Here is a 19,358-nt window from a genome sequence, read left to right as displayed (position 1 = left end):
AACAACCGGGGAGACTACGCCCGTGACCGCCAACCGGCAAATGCCCACCGCCGCCATCCGCCACGATTGGACCCGCCAGCAGGTACTGGACCTGTTCGCCATGCCGTTCAACGATCTGCTGTTCACCGCCCAGCAGGTGCACCGGACACACTTCGATGCCAACCGGGTACAGGTGAGCACCCTCTGCTCCATCAAGACCGGCGCCTGTCCGGAGGACTGCGCCTACTGCCCGCAGAGCGCCCGTTACGACACCGGCCTGGAGCGGGAAAAGCTGATGAAGGTGGAAAAGGTGCTGGAAGAAGCCCGCGCCGCCAAAGCCGGCGGAGCCACCCGCTTCTGCATGGGCGCCGCTTGGCGCTCGCCGAAGAAGAAGGATATGCCCTATGTGACCGAGATGGTGCGCGGGGTGAAGGCTCTGGGGCTGGAGACCTGCATGACCCTGGGCATGCTCAACGACGAACAGGCGAAGGAACTGGCGGATGCCGGCCTCGACTATTACAACCACAACCTGGACACCTCGCCGGAGTACTACGGTGAGATTATCACCACACGCACTTACCAGGACCGGCTGGAAACCCTGGACCGCGTGCGCGCCGCGGGCATGAAGGTCTGTGCCGGCGGCATTATCGGTATGGGCGAGGGCGAGCAGGACCGCGCCGGGCTGCTGGTGCAACTGGCCAACCTGCCGGAGCACCCGGAATCCGTGCCGATCAATATGCTGGTGAAGGTCGCCGGCACGCCGCTGGAAGACGAGCGCGACCTGGACCCCTTCGAGTTTATCCGCTGCATCGCCGTGGCGCGGATTGTGATGCCCAAGTCCCATGTGCGCCTGTCCGCCGGCCGCGAACACATGAACGACGAAATGCAGGCGCTGGCTTTCCTGGCCGGAGCCAACTCCATTTTCTACGGCGAGAAACTGCTCACCACGCCAAACCCGGAAACCAACCGGGATATGCAACTGTTCAACCGCCTGGGTATCCAGCCGGAGGAATACCACCAGCACGCCGATGAGGCGGAGGTGGAAGCGGAGTTGTCCGGGCGCATCGCCGAGCAGCAACAGGACCCTTACTTCTACAACGCGGTGAAATGACCTTCCGGGAGATTCTGCACCAGCGGCTCGCCCGGCGGCGCGAGCTCGGCCTCTACCGGGAGATGAAAACCCTGGCCGCCGCGCCCGGGCCGCGGGCGCAGGTGGATGGCGGGGAACTGGTCGCCTTCAGCAGTAACGACTACCTGGGCCTGGCCACCCATCCGCAAGTGATCGCCGCGCAGCAGCGGGGCGCCGGGCTGGGTGCCGGCGCCACTGCCTCCCACCTGGTCAACGGACACCTGCAGATCCACGAACAACTGCAGGACAAGATCGCCGAACTCACCGGGCGCGAGGCCGCGCTGGTATTCTCCAGTGGCTATATGGCCAATATCGGCGCGGTGTGCGCGCTGGTGGGCCGCGGCGATACGGTGATCCAGGACAAACTCAATCACGCCTCGCTGATCGACGGCGCGCAGCTCAGCGGTGCGCGCAGCCTGCGCTTTGCCCACAGCGATATGGAATCCCTGGAGCGGCAGTTGAGCCGCGCGGACGGCAATACCCTGGTGGCGGTGGACGGCGTCTACAGCATGGACGGCGACTGCGCGCCGCTGGCGGATATCGCCCGCGTGTGTGACGCGCACGGCGCCTGGCTGATGGTGGACGAGGCCCACGGTTTCGGCGTTATGGGCAGCGAAGGGTTTCCCTGCGCCGGCAGCGCCGCGGCCGCCGGCCTGACCCCGGAACAGGTGCCGATACTGATGGGCACCCTGGGCAAGGCCGCCGGCAACGCCGGCGCCTTTGTCGCCGGTTCGTGGGAGCTGATCGATTACCTCACCCAGTTCGCGCGCCCCTATATCTACACCACCGGCATGCCGCCCGCGGTGGCCGCCGGCTGCCTGGCGGCGCTGGAAATCATGCAGCGGGAACCGCAGCGGCGCGAGCGCCTGGCCCACCTGATCCGCTATTTTCGCGACCGGGCCGGTGCGCTGGACCTGCCCCTGACGGATTCCCGTAGCGCCATCCAACCGCTGATTATCGGCGGAGAGAAAGCGGTGATGGCACTCGCCGCCGGGCTGCAGCAGCGGGGCTTCCTGGTGGGCGCCATCCGTCCGCCCACGGTGCCGGCGGGCACCGCGCGCCTGCGTATCACGCTCTCCGCCGCGCACAGCGAGGCGGAAATCGACGCGCTGTTGCAGGCTCTGGTGGAATCCCTGGCCGACTCCGCGGTGGTGGCAGAGTGAAAGCGGTAGAGCGACTGGTCTTTGTGCACGGCTGGGGCGGTGACAGCCGCGGCTGGCAGCCGCTGCTCGACACCCTGCGGGATAGGACCGCATTGCCGATCACCTGCCTGGACCTGCCGGGTTTCGGCGATGCGGCGGGCGAGCCCTGGCCCGACGACGAAACGCTGCTGCAGAATCTTTATCGGTGTCTGCCGCACAACTGCTTGTTAGTCGGCCATTCCCTGGGCGGGATGCTGGCCGCGCGGCTGGCTGCAGTGCCCGGCCAGGAGAAAATTAGCGCCCTGCTGACGATCGCCGCCAACGGTCGCTTTGTCGCCGGCGACGGCTGGCCCGGTATGGACCCCGCCACCTTCCGCCGGTTCTGTCGCTCGATGCGAAGCGAGCCCCGGGAAACCTGGGAAAAATTCTGCGGCCTGCAGGCCCGCGGCGATGGCGAAATGCGCCGGGTGATCAGGCAACTGAAGCAGTGGGCGCCGCAAACCATTGGCGATGCCTGGGGGGAAGCCCTGCGCAGCCTGGGCCGTTGGGACAACCGGGAAATATTGCGGGGCTTGTCCCTACCGGCGCTGCACCTGTTCGGCGAGCGCGATGCCCTGGTGCCCGCCGACGCGGCGGCGCGTCTGCGTGGACTGGGCGCGCAGGCCAAACTGCTGCCCGGCAGTGGCCACGCGCCGCATATCTCAAATCCCGAACGGGTGGCGGAGAAAATTCTGGATTTTGTGCGGGCGGATAATGGTTTCGCTCCCCCGGACGGCGATATTCCTCCCCCCTTCGACAAAAGCGCGGTAGCCAAATCCTTCGGCCGCGCCGCGCACAGCTATGACAATGCCGCCCATCTTCAGCGCGCCGTGTGCCGGCAGTTGCTGCGCGAGATCGGCGATCACTTGACGCCGCGGCGTATCCTGGACCTTGGCAGTGGCACCGGCTACGGCAGCGAGTTGCTGCGCCGACGTTTTCCGGGGGCGGAGATCATCGCCTTGGACCTGGCCGGGGAGATGTTGCAGTTCGCGCGTCGCGAACGGCCGGCGGCGGATCACTATATTGCCGCCGACGCGGAGCAGCTGCCGCTGGCGGACGGCAGTATCGATCTGGTGTTTTCCAGCATGGCGCTGCAGTGGTGCTACCGCCTGCCGCAGCTGTTTGCGGAGCTGCGCCGGATACTGGCGCCGGGGGGGCGCTGTCTGGTCGCCACCCTCGGTCCGGGCACCCTGCGGGAATTGAAGGCGAGCTGGGCGGATGTGGATGGCGGTGTGCACGTCAACCGCTTCCTGCCCGAGGACGACTGGCGCCGGGCGGCGGGAGACTGCCGGTTACACTGTGAGGAGCGGGTGCTCTATTTCGATAGTGCCCGGTTGCTGATGCGCGAACTGAAAGTTATCGGGGCCCGGAATATCAACCGCGACGCCGGCCGCGGCCTGCTGGGCCGGGAGAAGCTGCGCCGTCTGGCGGCGGCTTATGAACGGTTCCGTACGGCGGCCGGGCTGCCGGCGACTTACGAGGTGATCTACCTGAGCCTGGCGAAAGGTGTCGGGGAAGCCGAGGATTTCAATGTAGGAGCGGCCCATGGCCGCGATTGAGTTCTCCGGTTAGCGGATAACCCGATCGCGGCCATGGGCGGATGGCCGCCCCGCCGCTCCTACAGCACAATCCTGCGAGTCCTGAGACTCGACGTCAGGGATAGATATGAATGGGCGTCGGCGTCTTCACCATCGCCCAGATCTCATCCATCTCGCGGTTGGTTACCGCGATACAGCCGTCGGTCCAGTTCGTTTTCTGCAGGTACTTCTCCATGCCCTGCCACTGCGGTTTTATGCCGTGGATCATGATATCGCCACCGGGGTTCACTCCCAGCCTGCGGGCGCGGGCGCGGTCGGCGGCATTTGGGTAGGAGACGTGGATGGAGCGGTAGAAACGACTGTTGGGATTCTTCCAGTCCAGGGTATAGCGGCCCTCTGGGGTGCGCTCGTCCCCCTGGCGGACCTTGTGGCCCCTGGGGTTTTCGCCGAACACCACCTTGTAGCTCTTGACCACACGCTCGTTGCGGATCAATTGCATCAGGCCTTTGGATTTATACACGACCACCAGGTCGACGGGATTTACAGCGGCACAGGCGAGCGCAGGTGCCAGCAACAGCAGGGCAAGAGTCAGGTATCGCATTGGTCTCTGAAGCAAAAGCTATAGTTTTCTGTTCTTCGGAGCTTCCTTGCGGTCGCACTGCCGCCGGTGGGGCGTGATGCGATCTTATGCCGGCGCTGTCCAGCCGCCGGCGTAGCGGGCAATTATCCCAACCCCGGGCAAAAACCCCTGCCGGAATTGGTTATTTTTTGCTCTGAGTGGGTAATTTATCAGCATGTAGGCGACGTTGAAAGAGGCGTCAAGTAAAAAAGATGAAAATTCTGATGGAGGGAATGTCTGTGGCCCGCACCTTCTTTGTGGCCGGTACTGACACCGAGGTGGGAAAAACCTATGCGACCGCGGCACTGCTGGTCCGCGCGGCCGGGCAGGGATTGGGCACCGCCGCGGTGAAGCCGGTGGCCTCCGGCTGCGACTGCACCCACGAGGGGCTGCGCAACGCCGATGCACTGATGCTGCAGGAGGCGATGACCCTGGAGCTACCCTACCAACAGGTCAATCCCGTCGCCCTGGAGCCTGCCATAGCGCCCCATATAGCCGCGCACGAAGCGGGAGTGCTGCTTAATGTCCCCCGCTTGGCCGGTGTCTGCCGCGGAGTGATGGCCGCGGGTGCGGACCTGGTGTTGATCGAGGGTGCCGGCGGTTGGCGCACACCGCTGGGCCCCCGGGCCTTCCTATCGGACCTGCCACGGGAACTGAATATCCCGGTGATCCTGGTGGTGGGCATGCAACTGGGCTGCATCAACCACGCGCTACTGACGGCCGAGGCGATCCGCCGCGACGGTCTGCAACTGGCGGGCTGGGTGGCCAACTTCGTCTGTGAAAGCATGGCGCGGCCGGAGGAAAACCTGGCTACTCTACAGGCGCTGCTGCCCGCGCCGCTACTGGGTACACTGCCGTTCGACGAGGCGGCCGATTACCGCAACGCGGCCGAGCACCTCGACCTGGGACTTCTCCTAACCCCCATGTAGGAGCGGGCCATGCCCGCGATCGATCTCTCCTCGTAGCGATGCCGATCGCGGGCATGGCCCGCTCCTACAGCGTCGAACCTCAACACCATTTTTCCAACACGGTTGACAATCCCCCGCTTCGCGCCTAGATTCAAACAACTGTTTGAAACAAGTGAATGAGGACCGGGAGCATGGCTGAATACAAGGCGCCACTGCGCGAGATGCACTTTCTCCTGCACGAAGTATTTGCCGCAGAAAAACTCTGGGCCCGCCTGCCGGCGCTGGCGGAAACCGTCGATCGGGAAACTGCGGGCGCGATCCTGGAAGAGATGGCCAAACTCGCCGCCAATACCCTGGACCCGATCAACCGCAGCGGCGATGAAGAAGGCTGTCACTGGAACGACGGGGTGGTGACCACCCCGAAAGGTTTCCCGGAGGCCTATGCCACTTTCTGCGAGGGCGGCTGGGGCGCGCTGCTGGGCAACCCCGAATACGGCGGCATGGGCATGCCCAAAATGCTCGGTGCCCAGGTGGAGGAGATGATCAATTCCGCCAATATCTCCTTCGCCCTCTACCCGGTGCTGACCGCCGGCGCCTGCCTGGCGATCGACGCCCACGGCAGCGAGGAACTCAAGCAGCGCTACCTGCCCAAGATGTACGAGGGCACCTGGGCCGGCGCCATGGACCTGACCGAGCCCCACGCCGGCACCGACCTGGGAATGATCCGCACCAAGGCTGAACCGAGGGAAGATGGCAGCTATGCCATCACCGGCAGCAAGATTTTCATCACCGGCGGCGACCAGGACCTGTCCGAAAACATCATTCACCTGGTGCTGGCCAAGCTGCCGGACGCCCCCGCGGGCCCGAAGGGTATCTCCCTGTTCCTGGTGCCCAAGGTGCTGGTCAACGAGGATGGAAGCCTGGGCGAGCGCAACGCGGTGCACTGCGGCTCCATCGAACACAAGATGGGCATCAAAGCCTCCGCCACCTGCGCGATGAATTTCGACGGCGCCACCGGCTGGCTGGTGGGCGAGGTGAACAAGGGTCTCGCCGCGATGTTCACCATGATGAACTACGAGCGCCTGGGGGTGGGGATCCAGGGCCTGGGTGCCTCCGAGCGTTCCTATCAAAACGCCCGGGAGTACGCCCGCGAACGTATCCAGAGCCGCTCGCCTGCGGGCCCGCAGGCGGCGGACAAAGCCGCCGACCCCATTGTCGTGCACCCGGACGTGCGCCGCATGTTGCTCACCCAGAAGGCGCTGATCGGCGGCGGCCGCGCCCTCTCCACCTACGTGGCCCAGTGGCTGGATATCGCCAAGTTCGGCGAGGGCGAGGAAAAGCAGAAGGCGGAGGCGCTGGTGGCCCTGCTCACCCCGGTGGCCAAGGCTTTCTTCACCGACAAGGGCCTGGAGTGCACAGTGCTTGGCCAGCAGGTGTTCGGTGGCCACGGCTATATCCGCGAGTGGGGCCAGGAACAGCTGGTGCGCGATGTGCGCATCACCCAGATCTACGAGGGCACCAACGGCATCCAGGCCCTGGACCTGGTGGGCCGCAAGACGGTGGCCAACGGCGGCGCCTTCTTCGAGCTGTTTGCCGCCGACGTCCAGGCCTTTATCGACGGGGAGATCGACCGCGAGGACATGGCCGAGTTCGTGCAGCCCTTGGCCGCGGAACTGCAGCGCCTGCGCGAAACTACCGAAAACATACTGGCCACGGCCGAGGACGACCCCCACGCGCCCGGTGCCGCCTCGGTGGAATACCTGCACCTGTTCGGCCATGTGGCCTACGCCTACATGTGGGCCAGGGCCGCCGCAGTCGCGCTGCCGAAAGCCGCAAAGGAGGACTTCTATAGCGGTCAGGTAAAAACCGCGCGCTTTTTCTTCGCGCGCCTGTTGCCCCAGGCCCGCGCCCTGGCCGCCAGCGTCGAAGCCGGCAGCGCCACCCTGATGGATATGGGCGAAGAACTCTTTTGAATGCGGAATGCGGAATGCGGAATGCGGAATAGCGGGGTATGATTCCGCATTCATCATTCATTATTCCGCATTTATGAACAAGCTCTCCGACGAAGACCAGGCCAAGGTAGACAAATACCTGCACAGCGGCGTCAACAAGGTGGAGCGCAAACCCTTTCGCCCGCTGCTGCTGTTGCTGGTGATCGTCGGCGTGCTCACCCTGTTGTCGCTGCTCAGCATTTTTATCGCGCGCACCAAGGGCGTCGTATAGAAGAATTACAGCCTGCGGAGAGGGGTTCGCGGCGGGGCGCCACTCGCGTAATATGGGGCTCAGCCGCATCTTGCGGCCGCGTCGCTCGGACGGTTCCGGGCGCTAACGTGTATCGAGGAACCCATGACAACAGACACCCAAACGCCGGTGCGCCGGTTTTCCCGTATCGACCGACTCCCGTCCTACGTTTTCAATATCACCGCCGAACTCAAGATGGCTGCCCGCCGGCGGGGAGAGGACATTATTGATTTCAGCATGGGCAACCCGGATGGCCCCACCCCCCGGCATATCGTCGACAAGCTGTGTGACGTGGCCCAGCGCGAGGATACCCACGGCTACTCCACGTCCAGGGGGATACCCCGATTGCGCAGGGCCATCTCGCATTGGTATGCGCAGCGCTACCAGGTGGAGATCGACCCTGAAGAGGAGGCGGTGGTCACCATCGGTTCCAAGGAGGGGTTGGCGCACCTGATGCTGGCGTCTCTCGACCACGGCGACACGGTGCTGGTACCCAATCCCAGTTATCCGATCCACATTTACGGAGCGGTGATCGCCGGCGCTCAGGTCCGCTCAGTGCCCCTGGCCCCGGGAATCGATTTTTTTGTCGAGCTGGAAAGGGCTATCCGCGAAAGCATTCCCAAGCCAAAAATGGTCGTGCTGGGCTTCCCGTCCAATCCCACCGCCCAGTGTGTCGAGCTGGATTTCTTCGAGCGCGTGGTGGCTCTGGCGAAGCGCTACGGCATCATGGTGGTTCACGACCTCGCGTATGCGGATATTGTCTATGACGGATGGAAGGCGCCCTCGATCATGCAGGTGCCGGGGGCCAAGGATGTGGCGGTGGAGTTTTTCACCCTGTCGAAAAGCTACAACATGGCGGGTTGGCGCGTGGGGTTTATGGTCGGCAATCGGGATCTGGTCAACGCCCTGGCGCGTATCAAGAGTTACCACGATTACGGCAGCTTTACGCCGCTGCAGGTGGCTGCCATAGCCGCTCTGGAGGGCGACCAGCAGTGCGTGAGGGATATTGCCGAACAATATCGCCTGCGCCGCAATGCCCTGGTCAAGGGGCTGCACGAGGCGGGTTGGATGGTCGACCTGCCCAAGGCGTCCATGTATGTGTGGGCAAAGATTCCGGCACCCTACCGCGAAATGGGATCTCTGGAGTTCGCGAAAAAACTGCTCACGGATGCCAAGGTGTGCGTCTCGCCGGGTATCGGTTTTGGCGACTACGGCGACGACTATGTGCGTTTCGCCCTGATCGAAAACCAGAACCGCATCCGCCAGGCGGTGCGCGGAATCAAGGGCATGTTCCGCGCGGATGGCTCGCTGGGGGCTGGCTGAAATCCTCGCACTGACCATGTAGGAGCGGGCCATGCCCGCGATCGGTAATACTTCGGAGCGCAATCCGATCGCGGGCATGGGCGGATGGCCGCCCCGCCGCTCCTACATAATGGCATTACCCAGTCGCAGAATGGTTTTCCACTCCCGAGCGGTCACCGGCTGGATCGACAACCGCCCCTGTTTCACCAGCAGCATCTCCGCCAAATCCGGACTCCTTTTGATCTCCGCCAGTGGCACCGGTCGCGGGAACTCGCTCTGCCAGCGGATATCCACGCAGTACCAGCGCGGCTTGTCACCACTGGCCTTGGGGTCGAAGTAGCCGCTTTTGGGGTCGAACTGCGCCGGGTCCGGGTAGGCTCCGCGCACCACTTCGGCGGTGCCTACCACGGCAGGCACCTTGCAGGCGCTGTGGTAGAAGAGTACCCCGTCACCCACCCCGACCGAATCCCTCAGAAAGTTCCGCGCCTGGTAGTTGCGGATACCGTCCCAGCGACCGGTGTGACCGGGCTCCGCGGCCAGGTCGCGGATGCTGTACTCGTCCGGTTCCGATTTGAAAAGCCAGTAAGTCATGATGTGTTCCTGCGGCAGTCCGTCCTATTGCTGCGCCCGACGGTGTTTCACCGGGCGGGCCGCTGCATTAGGCTGTTTTGCAACCTGCGGCCTTCCGGGGTCGATTGAATAGCAATGAGTATTTATGGGCAACAACGCATTTCGATGGCTGTCGCAGCGGCTGGCCGAGCACCAGAAGCAGTACTGGGCTCTGCAGCTCGCCGGCTGGGGTGGATATACCCTGCTCACCTTTGTGGGCAGCTTCTTCTGGGTGGAGGACCACTGGTTGCACATGGGATATCTCGCCGTGGCCACCGGCTCGGGGGTCGCACTCTCGGAAGTGATGCGCCGCGGTTTCCGCCGGCTGTGGGACAAGCCGCCGGCGTGGCGCCTGTTCGGCTCCCTGGCGGTGATTGCCCTGGCCGCACTGGTGTGGGCGGCGATCAAGTTCGGCGGCTCCCTGTGGCTGTACGGCAAGCGGGGAGACGAGCACCCGGCAGTACTGGCCATCTACTGGTTTTCCTACTCCTTCATGATCCTGATGACCTGGACTGCGCTCTATTACGGCATCAAGTACTACCGCGCTTCGCTGACCCAGCAGGAAAAGGCCTTGCGCGCCGAGTCCATGGCTCACCAGGCGCAGTTGAAGATGCTGCGCTACCAGTTGAATCCGCACTTCCTGTTCAACACCCTGAACGCCATCTCCACCCTGATCCTGGACAGCCAGGGGCGCACTGCCAACGATATGGTGACGCGCCTGTCGCAGTTCCTGCGTCACTCCCTGGACAACGACCCCATGCAGAAAGTGACCCTGGCCCGAGAGGTTGAGGCGCTGATGCTCTACCTGGATATCGAAAAGGTGCGCTTCGCCGACCGCCTGGGGGTGAACCTGGATCTGGAGGGGGAGTCCCCGCGCGCGCTGGTGCCCAGTCTGCTGCTGCAACCGCTGGTGGAAAACGCGATCAAATACGGCATCTCCCAGCGGGAGTGGGGGGGCGAGATCACCATCAAGGCGCGGGTATTTGCCGGTGAACTGTTGCTGGAGGTGGGCGACAACGGCCCGGGCATGGCGGATGAGGACCTGGCCCGACTGACTTCCGGTTACGGCGTGGGTATCCGCAATACCTGTGAGCGCCTGCGCGCCCTGTACGGCGAAGAACAGAAAGTGCGTTTTTGCAACCGGCCGGAGGGCGGCCTGGTAGTGCATATCCGAATTCCCTATGAACAGGAATAGTGCGATGAGTGAGGCGGTAGAAAAATTAAAAACCATTGTAGTGGACGACGAACCGCTGGCGCGGCGCGGGCTGCGCCTGCGGCTGGAGCAGATGGACGATGTGGAGGTGATCGCCGAGTGCAGCAACGGTCGCGAGGGGCGGGAGCAGATCCTAGAGCTGGACCCGGACGTTGTGTTTGTGGACATCCAGATGCCCGGGGTAAACGGGCTGCAGATGGTGCAGCAGATTCCCGAGGAGCAACTGCCCCAGGTGGTGTTCGTCACCGCCTATGACCAGTACGCGGTGGAAGCTTTCGAGGTCAACGCGGTGGACTATGTGCTGAAGCCCATCGAGGAGGAGCGCCTGGCACTGGCGCTGGCGCGGGTGCGGGAGAAGCTCGCCAGCGCCGACATCGCCACCCAGCGCGAACAGTTGCTGGAAGCGGTGGCGGATCTCACCCGGGAGTCGCCGGAAGTGCTGGAGCGGAAGCTGGCGGCGGGCGACTTACATGTGGGGGAGGGGGGCAGCAGCCGCTATCCGGAAAAGATCGCCATCAAGGACGCCGGCCGCATCACCCTGGTACCCGCGCGGGAGATAGACTGGATCGATGCCGCCGGCGACTATATGTGCGTGCACGCCAACGGCGAGACCCATGTGATGCGCATCACCATGAAGGAGCTGGAACAGCAACTGGACCCCCGGGTGTTCCAGCGTATTCACCGTTCCACCATCGTCAACCTGAGCCGCGTGCGCGAGATCTGTGCGCATATCAACGGCGAGTACCACCTGGTACTGAACAATGGCGAGCGTTTGAAAATGAGCCGCAGCTACAAGAACAAAGTGCAGCATTTCCTCTGATTGTCGCCGGGAGCGCCCGCCGGGAGCGCCGAGCCCCAGCTCGGCTTGCGGGCCGCTTGCGAGTTCTCTAAACCGTTGGGAGTGAGCGCCTATGGGCAACCGCTGACGCCGGATTACTCCAATGTCCATCCCGGATTCAGCGAGCGCGCCGCCCGCGAGGCCACCTGCCGGCAGATCGCCGCAGATATCTCCCGCCGCGTCAGCGTCACCGGCAAGGTGAGCAGCCGCAAACTGCGTATCTACGAGGAAGAGTACCTCGCCTGTGTGAACGACTCCTCCTCGAGGCGCCGCTATTAACCCCTGGCCGGGTTGATAACTCCCCTCATCTACACTCTATCAGTGGACCTGCGCGGTTTCCGGTCAAGGATAGAGTCAGGCTATGGCGGGCGAATGCTGTCACTTTCCCTCTCGCTGTGGGCGTTATCGCGTTGCCGCCCGTATTTCGCTGGCCCTCTTCCTGCTGTGTATTTCCCTTCACACTTTCGCCCAACTGCCCACCAAGAAGCCCGAGGAATTCAAACCGGAGATTCCCGATTTCAACTCGCCCTCCGCCGGCTGGTGGACCACCTGGCCCGAGGCCACTCGCGAGCAGCGCGAGCAGTGGCTGGAGGACTTGAACAAAGCCTGGGAAAAGTGGAGCGAGACGCTGCCGGACCGCGAGCGGGTGCAGGAGCGCGTCGCTGCGGTGGAGAGGAGCCTCAAGGGCATCGGCATCACCTGGAAGAAGTACGCCGAGTTCGAGAAAGTCGCGGTACTGCCCGAGGTCGAGTTCCCCCGCAACCCGGGGGTGATGGCCTGGGCCACGGCCGACGCCGCGGTGGCCCGGGGGCGCCAACGGCTGTTGGGGCTGCAACTGGAGCTGCGGCAACTGGACGAGGCGCTCGCCCAATCCCTGGGCCAGTTGCGCCAGCAGGTGGTGATTCTGCGCGAGGCGAGCGACGACCCGGCCGCCCGCGGAGGCGCGGCCCTGGCGCTGCTGGCGGCCCAGTTCAATCACCTGAATATTATCGAGCAGCGCAGGATCATCGAGCGGCAGTTGGGCGCCTGGCAGGAGCAGATCGAACACGGCGAGAGCCAGCTGCAGCGGATGCTGGAGGAACTGCAGTACAGCGCCGAGGCGACGGAGCAGCTGCAGAAAACCCTGGAGAAATACACCGATAGAATCGAAAAGCTCACCGGCGACCGCACCCGCTTGCAGAGCACCACACTGGAGTCCACCGACCCGGCTGAGAATATGAAAAAAGACCTGCGGGTGATGGAACTGGAGGTGCAGGCCCTGGAGGCACACCTGCAGAAGCGCAAAACGGAGATACTGGCCTCCATCAACAATGTGCTCAATCCCGAGGTGAAAGACCAGTCTCTGGTCTCCAGCGGCGACCTGGTGGAGACAGCGCGCACCCTGGTCGACAATATTTCCCGCGAACTCAACGTCCGCCGGCGCCAGGTGGTGGCCTGGATGGGAGAGGGCAGCGAGGCGATGAGCGGCTGGTGGCGGAGCTTCGAGCGGGTGGATAGTGCCCTGGGCCGCAGCGACGACTTGATCGAAGACGTGCTGCGGTACGAAACAGCCCAACTGACGGTGTACCGCCAGCACCAGGGATGGTGGGCCACGGTGCGCGAGCGCGCGGGCCACTGGGGTGGTGTTGTCTACAACCGTTGGCGGGAACTGGCGGACTACGAGCTGTTCGCGATCGGCGAGAGCCCGGTAACTTTGCGCGACATCGCCAGGATTATTTTTGTGCTGGTGGTCGCCTGGCTGATCTCCAGCCTCACACGGCGTTTTCTCAATCGGCTGGTAGTGAAAAAACACGCCAGCGAATCCTCCATGTACAACCTCGGCCGGGTATTGCACTACACCATTATCGCCATTGCGCTGGTGATTGCGCTGAGCATGCTGGGTCTGGACACGTCCAAGCTGGCGCTGGTGGCCGGGGCACTGTCGGTGGGTATCGGCTTCGGCCTGCAGGCGATTTTTTCCAACTTCCTTTCCGGGTTGATCCTGCTGTTGGAGCAGCCGCTGCGGGTGGGGGACCTGGTGGAGCTGGAGTCCGGCGTCTTCGGCCGCATCCGCGATATCAATGTGCGCTCCACCCGCATCACCACCCGGGACAACGTAGATATCATGGTGCCCAATTCGGAATTCGTGACCGGTCGGGTGATCAACCACACCCTGGACGACCCGGTGCGCCGCATCCACGTGCCCTTCGGCGTGGCCTACGGCTCCGACCCGGATCTGGTGCGCGAGGCGGCCATGGAAGCGGCGGAGCGGGTGAACATTACCCATACCGATTGGCAGCGCAAGACCGAGGTCTGGCTGATGGAGTTCGGCGACAGCGCGCTGAATTTCAAGCTGGTGGTGTGGGTCAATAGCAATATGGTCTCGCCCCTTGGAGACCCTTACGCGCTCTACAACCTGGAGCTGCTGAGGGAGTTCAACGAGAGGGGCATCGAAGTACCCTTCCCCCAGCGCGACCTGCACCTGCGCAGCTGGGAGGTTCCGCTGCCGGTCGAGCGGCGTGCGGGAAAATAAATATGGTCGGGCTTACGGTTTCGTATTTGGATCAATTACAAACCGCCAGCCGGTGTAGGGTGCGTCGTGCGCACCGGGTATTGCCTGAAGCTGCGGCAATGCCCGGTCGGCGCACACGGCGCACCCTACGGTGGGCAAGCTACTGATTCATTACCGCAGTGACCGTGGCATCGGCATCCGCCAGCCCGCTGCCGCACTGGGAACAGGAGCCCGCAAAAGCCCGTGCGTTGGCTTTGATCTCCGCTTCAAGCTCCGCCGGAGTGATATCCGGATCGACACTCCGCACCAGCGCCGCCAGTCCCGCCACGTGGGGCGTGGCCATGCTGGTGCCCTGGTAGAAGGCGTAGCTCTCCGATGAAGGCGTCTGCGAACCACTGTTGAGAGTGGAGAGCACGCCGTTGGCGGTGGAGGCGGTCTCGCCGCCGGGGGCCGCCACATCCACCGCGCTGCCGTAGTTGGAGTAGCTGGCACGGTTGCCCTGGCGGTCGGTGGCCGCCACGCTGATCACGTTGTTGCAGCTGGCGGGCTGGAAGCCGGAGGCGTCGGCATTGCTGTTGCCCGCCGCCACCACCACCGCGGTGCCGTTGCCCACCGCGGTGTCGATGGCATCCTGGAAAGTGGCGCCGCAGGCGCCGGAGCCGCCCAGGCTCATATTGATCACATCCGCGGGAAAGGGATTGGCGGGCACGCCGGAGACGCTGCCGCCGGAGGCCCAGACAATGGCGTCGGCGATATCCGAGAGGCTGCCGCCGCATTTGCCCAGCACCCGGACCGGCACCACCTTGGCATTGAAGGCCACGCCGGCCACGCCCTGGCTGTTGTTGGTCAGCGCCGCCACCGTCCCGGCCACGTGCGTGCCGTGCCAGCTGCTGCCGGCGGGGAAGATGCCGCACTCGAACCAGCCGTACCAATCCCCCTCGTCGTGGGCGTCGCTGTCGCGGCCGTTGCCATCGCGGGCGGTGGCGCTGTCGCTGATAAAGTCGTAGCCGCCGATGATATTGCCGAGCAGGTCGCTGTGGTCCGTATAGCCGGTGTCCACCACCGCCACCACCGCGCCGCCGCCGTCCGCCTTATCCCAGGCGCCGGGTAGGTTTAGGCCGGCGGTGGCCTCGTAGTAGTGCCACTGCTCACTGTAGCGGCTGTCGTCCGGGGTGAACTGGGTGGTGAGGCGGATATCCGGTTCCACGTAGGCGACGTCGGGGTCGCGGGCAAAGCGGCGCATCAGCGCCTCGGCGGCGGCACCGTCCAGCCCGCCGGGGGCCCGCACCAGGTCGGCGCCGGTGGCCAGGCGGCGGACCAGATTCAGCTCTGTGCCGGTCTCCGCGGCTACCGCGTGCAGCAGTCGGTTGCCGGCGGCCAGGCTGGCGCGCTCCGCCGCGCCCTCGCGGTATTTGACGATAAAGCGCTGGTGGTTCTGGCCCGCCTGCAACGCGGGGAGGTTCATTTTGCCCGCCAACAGATCGGGGGCGGCGAGGGCGCCGGCGGAACAGGCCAGGGCGCAGGTGGCGAAAAACGGTAAAACTTTATTCGAGGGTTTGCTACTGTGCTTCTTCATTTGGGGCTCCAATGATTTCCTTATTGTGATCTCTCCCGCCGTCGGACCGCACAGCGGGCGTCCGGACAACGCCTGCAAACATAGCGCGGCTCTCTCCGGACAATCCAGCGAGGCAGGGGCCGTTAGTGAAAATTGGCGGGGAAATAGCGGTGTTGTGGCGAAAGTGCAAAGTATTTGTAAATTATGTAGCGGTTTTAGGTCGTTTGGCTGCAAGAGGATGGCATTGTTGTAATGTCGAACCGCCCGCCCGAGCGATAACCACAAGGAAAATCCCGTGCTGATTATTCCCATCCAGAACAAGCCCGACTGGCGCCGCCCGCCGCTGGTCTGCCTGGCCCTGATCGCGCTCAATCTGCTGGTCTTCGTGTTCTACCAGGGCGGCGACGAGGCCCGCTGGCAGCAGGCGGAGGAATACTATTTTTCCAACGACCTTTCCGCCCGCGAGGAGTCACGCTTCCTGATCTACGTGAACGAGGTGCACCCGGAATGGCGCCTGCAGGTGGATGCCGAGGGGGAGGACTTCGTCTACCGCGAACTGCTGTGGAACCCGGAATTTCACCGCTGGCTGCTGCCGCAACTGCGCACCGAAGGGGAGAGCGAGTGGCTGGCGCAACGGCAGGAATTCGTGCGGCTGCGCGACCGCCTGAGCAGTTTCGCCCTGGGGCTGACCCCGGCGGAGCCCCACTTGGCCGGCGTGTTCGGGCATATGTTCCTGCACGGCAGCTGGGACCATCTGATCGGCAATATGGTATTCCTGCTGCTGTTTGGCCTCTCGGTGGAGCTGGCGCTGGGGGCCGCCTGGTTTTTCGGCCTCTACCTGCTCGGCGGCCTGGCCGCCGCGGGGCTGCACATCGCCGTGGAGATGGGCAGTCCGATGCCGATGGTCGGCGCCTCCGGCGCGGTGTCGGCAATAATGGGCATGTTCGTCGCAGTGTACGGAGTTCGCAGGCTGCGCTTTTTCTACACCCTGGGTTTCGTGTTCGGCGAGTTCAGCGCGCCGGCGCTGCTGGTGCTGCCGCTGTGGCTGGGCAAGGAAATTTTCGGTTACTTTTACGGCGACAGCAGTATTGCCTACTGGGCCCACACCGGCGGTCTGCTGGCCGGCTTTGCCTCTGCCATGGTACTGGTAAAGCGGCGCCCGCCGCTCACCCAGGTTCCGCGGGAAGACGAAGCCCCGTTGCTGGAGCAGCGCGCCATGGCGCGCATCGAATCACTACAGAACAGCGGCAAATTATTGGAGGCGGCCGACGCCGCGGTCGCCGCGGTACACCAGTTCCCGCAATCGCTGCCGCTGATTCAGCGCGCCATCGCCCTCACCGCGGCAGCCCCGGACAGCGACGCGCACCACCGCGCAAACCTGGCACTCTTCGCCCTCGCCGGCAACTCCGCAATCGACGCCCGGAGAATTTCCGAAGGCTACCGCAACTACCTCCAGGCCTGCCCCCAACCCCGGGCCCTCACCGCCAAGGCCTGCCTGTTACTGGCACGGCGCGCGGCACAGGAAAAAGACTGGCCCTGGCTGGAGGATTTATTGCGGCGGCTGCATAAGAGGGGAGCCGAGCATCCGCTGTTGCAGAGCCTTGGGATGGCGCTGGTCAATCACTATCGCAGGGTCGGGGAGGAGCAGCGGGCGCGGGAGGTATTGCGGTTGGTGCGGCCTGAAGAACATGCATAGTGGGCCCTGCGGTAAATTCTGTAACCGATCTCTTCGCCACAGGCCCCAGTGCTGCGTTGAAAAAGCTTGAATTAGCGCTGCTAGTCCTGCGCTTTTTCGTCTTGCTCTGGAGCCTGTGGCTGTGAGCTTTAGTTACCGAATTTACCGCAGGGCCCACTAGTCTTTGTTTTGCCTGTTACATTGAATAAGTTGAGTATAGGAAAGGAAAATGAGAGGCAAGCTTTGCATACTGCTTATGGCTTATCTGTTGCCGATTGCAGGGTGGACCAGTCCGGCTAATCTGGTAAATGCCGAATGGCGTGAAATCGAAACGCCACATTTTCGCATAGTGACCAACGGCAGACCGGAATCGGTAAAAGGCCTGGTGGAAGACCTGGAGCGCTTCCGGGTTGTGGCCTCTCAACTGCTCAGTGCGAGTGAAGACCAGCATAAACTGACAATTTTCGCGTTGGCTGACAGAAACAGTTATGCAGCCTTCGTCGGCAACGAGAACGCAAAGCGTACCGGGGGCGTATTCCATAATACCAGCTATGGGAGCTTTGCCCTGGTCAATCTTGGGAGCGAGCGGTCCATGCGGGAACACCCGGCACGCGAATTCCTGTTTCATGAATACACGCACTTCCTTACCTACGGGAGAAGTCCACTCCATTACCCATACTGGTATAGCGAGGGGTTTGCGGAAGTTTTCTCCACTGTGGACTTTCCTGAAGACGGCAACTACGTGTTTGGGGCCATTCCCATGGACCGCGCCGCCTCACTTTACTACGACCAGCCGATGCCGCTGGAGGAATTGCTCAGGGCGACGCCGGCAACGGCTGACGGGAGGCATAACTCCAGAGTCTATGCGGGAGGCTGGATGCTTACCCACTGGTTAATCATGAGCAGTGGGAAGGCAGACAGAATACAGGATTACGTGTCGGCGTATAACCGTGGAGAGGACCCGGTGGACGCTCTGGTTTCGGCTCTGGAAATGCCGCTTGAAGAATTGGAACGACACTACACCCGGCAGGTGAAAGGCAAGTTTTCCAAAAGCACAGGCCAGATGCCCCGGGGCTACAAACCGGCTCAACCGATAGTGCAGCCGTTGTCACGAGAGGATGCGGTGGCCGAGATTGCCCGCTATCTGGTGATGTCCGGAAAGAACGCAGACTCCCTTCGGGAACTGGTGCAGTATGCGCGGGCGGAGAGAGCTGACAGCCATGAATTGACGTCGATAATGGCCGTTGCAAAAACCCGGGCCGGAGAGTTTTCCCGGGCCGAATCCCTATTGGAATCTATACCCTTGGGGGCGCACAGCGAGCAGTGGTACCAGAGCGCGGAAGCCATTTTGTGGCTGGAAGGGGAGCTGGCAAAGGGCGTACACAGCGATCCCGAGCGATTGGAAGCTGTCCGCGACAGGTTTGCTGCACTGATAGAAGCCAACGATGAGGTGCCAGCCTATTGGCGCGGCTTGGCTGTCGCCATGCAGAAACTCGGGTATCCGCGGAGCGAGTATCTGAAAATACTGGAACAGGCCTACCTGAGGGCTCCGCGGGAGGTGGGTATTGCCTGGTGGTACGCTAATGAACTGTATCTTGACCGGGATGCGGAAATATTCGCCCGGGTAGCGCACCCGTTGCTTATGCAAATAACGGAGGAGCAACCGCGTACACAACTTCAAGCCATGCTTGCCGATCTGCTGCCCGATATTGCAGCGCCTGAAGTGGATGGGGTGGAGAAAAAGACTATTGATGATGCCTTTGCCAAGTATAAAGGGTATTCAGCGAACAAGGCTCTCGCCCTGGCCCTTGATTACAAAGGCGCCTATGTGTTCGGTTATGCCTATGATTCTCCCGATCAAGATAGTGCCAATAGCAAAGCTCTCGAGGTGTGTGAAGCCCGGAGGATTACATTAAATGTCGAGAGCTTGTGCAGGGTTTACGCGGAGGGCGATAAAATAATTGATGCCGTGGGTTCCTCGGACAGGCTCTGAGCGGAATAGCTTCAGCTAACCCCTGCTCTCCATTTCCGCCATTTAGGGAACCTCTGAATATCGTCATTCCGGCGTAAGGCCGGAATC

At 63.0% G+C, this 19,358-nt stretch carries 16 protein-coding genes; 13 read left to right on the top strand and 3 right to left on the bottom strand.

From position 1 onward, the window contains the following. The first annotated feature begins 40 nt into the window (after positions 1-40). The 3 genes from bioB to bioC are packed head-to-tail and all read left to right on the top strand — an operon-like array spanning position 41 to position 3,848. Positions 41-1,090, top strand: coding sequence for a biotin synthase BioB (gene bioB / locus PP263_RS13435; protein ID WP_308368613.1), 1,050 nt, complete (start codon positions 41-43; stop codon positions 1,088-1,090). Continuing rightward, positions 1,087-2,271 (top strand): 8-amino-7-oxononanoate synthase, encoded by a 1,185-nt coding sequence (gene bioF, locus PP263_RS13430; RefSeq protein ID WP_308364053.1) that lies wholly within the window; start codon positions 1,087-1,089, stop codon positions 2,269-2,271. Before bioB ends, bioF begins: the two co-directional genes overlap by 4 nt. Beyond that, on the top strand, positions 2,268-3,848 hold the full coding sequence (gene bioC / locus PP263_RS13425; RefSeq protein WP_308364052.1) for a malonyl-ACP O-methyltransferase BioC: 1,581 nt from the start codon (positions 2,268-2,270) through the stop codon (positions 3,846-3,848). Before bioF ends, bioC begins: the two co-directional genes overlap by 4 nt. A 94-nt stretch (positions 3,849-3,942) precedes the next feature. Here the strand turns inward: bioC and PP263_RS13420 are convergent, their stop codons facing one another. Continuing rightward, the gene (locus PP263_RS13420) at positions 3,943-4,428 is read right to left on the bottom strand and encodes a L,D-transpeptidase family protein (RefSeq protein WP_308364051.1); all 486 of its coding nucleotides are present in this window, start codon (positions 4,426-4,428) and stop codon (positions 3,943-3,945) included. 230 nt (positions 4,429-4,658) lie between these two features. On the opposite strand from PP263_RS13420, the gene bioD reads away from it, so the two are divergent. The 4 genes from bioD to alaC all read left to right on the top strand — a co-directional run bounded on the left by bioD (position 4,659) and on the right by alaC (position 8,918). Beyond that, on the top strand, positions 4,659-5,375 hold the full coding sequence (gene bioD, locus PP263_RS13415) for a dethiobiotin synthase (RefSeq protein ID WP_308364050.1): 717 nt from the start codon (positions 4,659-4,661) through the stop codon (positions 5,373-5,375). Positions 5,376-5,545: 170 nt separating this feature from the next. Further along, positions 5,546-7,327, top strand: coding sequence for an acyl-CoA dehydrogenase C-terminal domain-containing protein (locus tag PP263_RS13410; protein ID WP_308364049.1), 1,782 nt, complete (start codon positions 5,546-5,548; stop codon positions 7,325-7,327). A 73-nt stretch (positions 7,328-7,400) separates the two neighbouring features. Next, positions 7,401-7,577, top strand: a complete 177-nt coding sequence (locus tag PP263_RS13405; protein ID WP_308364048.1) for a DUF3094 family protein — start codon at positions 7,401-7,403, stop codon at positions 7,575-7,577. Positions 7,578-7,700: 123 nt separating this feature from the next. Next, positions 7,701-8,918, top strand: coding sequence for an alanine transaminase (gene alaC, locus PP263_RS13400; RefSeq protein WP_308364047.1), 1,218 nt, complete (start codon positions 7,701-7,703; stop codon positions 8,916-8,918). 102 nt (positions 8,919-9,020) lie between these two features. Here alaC and PP263_RS13395 read toward each other — a convergent pair whose 3' ends face one another. Beyond that, a complete protein-coding gene (locus tag PP263_RS13395) occupies positions 9,021-9,488 on the bottom strand; it encodes an EVE domain-containing protein (protein ID WP_308364046.1) in 468 nt (155 codons plus the stop codon). A gap of 124 nt (positions 9,489-9,612) precedes the next feature. On the opposite strand from PP263_RS13395, the gene PP263_RS13390 reads away from it, so the two are divergent. The 4 genes from PP263_RS13390 (at position 9,613) to PP263_RS13375 (ending at position 14,069) form a co-directional block, all read left to right on the top strand. Further along, on the top strand, positions 9,613-10,701 hold the full coding sequence (locus PP263_RS13390) for a sensor histidine kinase (protein WP_183462058.1): 1,089 nt from the start codon (positions 9,613-9,615) through the stop codon (positions 10,699-10,701). A gap of 4 nt (positions 10,702-10,705) precedes the next feature. Next, complete coding sequence (locus PP263_RS13385) at positions 10,706-11,539, top strand: response regulator (protein WP_308364044.1); 834 nt, start codon at positions 10,706-10,708, stop codon at positions 11,537-11,539. 81 nt (positions 11,540-11,620) lie between these two features. Further along, complete coding sequence (locus PP263_RS13380) at positions 11,621-11,836, top strand: hypothetical protein (RefSeq protein ID WP_308364043.1); 216 nt, start codon at positions 11,621-11,623, stop codon at positions 11,834-11,836. A gap of 82 nt (positions 11,837-11,918) precedes the next feature. Further along, positions 11,919-14,069, top strand: a complete 2,151-nt coding sequence (locus PP263_RS13375; protein WP_308364041.1) for a mechanosensitive ion channel domain-containing protein — start codon at positions 11,919-11,921, stop codon at positions 14,067-14,069. Between the two features lie 139 nt (positions 14,070-14,208). Here the strand turns inward: PP263_RS13375 and PP263_RS13370 are convergent, their stop codons facing one another. After that, positions 14,209-15,624: a S8 family peptidase gene (locus PP263_RS13370; protein WP_308364040.1), complete on the bottom strand. Its 1,416-nt coding sequence runs from the start codon at positions 15,622-15,624 to the stop codon at positions 14,209-14,211. A 274-nt stretch (positions 15,625-15,898) separates the two neighbouring features. Between PP263_RS13370 and PP263_RS13365 the strand changes: the two genes are divergently transcribed. Beyond that, positions 15,899-17,299 (top strand): rhomboid family intramembrane serine protease, encoded by a 1,401-nt coding sequence (locus PP263_RS13365; RefSeq protein WP_308364038.1) that lies wholly within the window; start codon positions 15,899-15,901, stop codon positions 17,297-17,299. A gap of 208 nt (positions 17,300-17,507) precedes the next feature. Next, positions 17,508-19,271, top strand: a complete 1,764-nt coding sequence (locus tag PP263_RS13360; RefSeq protein WP_308364036.1) for a hypothetical protein — start codon at positions 17,508-17,510, stop codon at positions 19,269-19,271. The last annotated feature ends 87 nt before the right edge of the window (positions 19,272-19,358 follow it).

The organism is Microbulbifer sp. TB1203 (genome assembly GCF_030997045.1).
Taxonomy (GTDB): domain Bacteria; phylum Pseudomonadota; class Gammaproteobacteria; order Pseudomonadales; family Cellvibrionaceae; genus Microbulbifer.
This window is presented reverse-complemented; position numbering and strand designations above follow the sequence as displayed.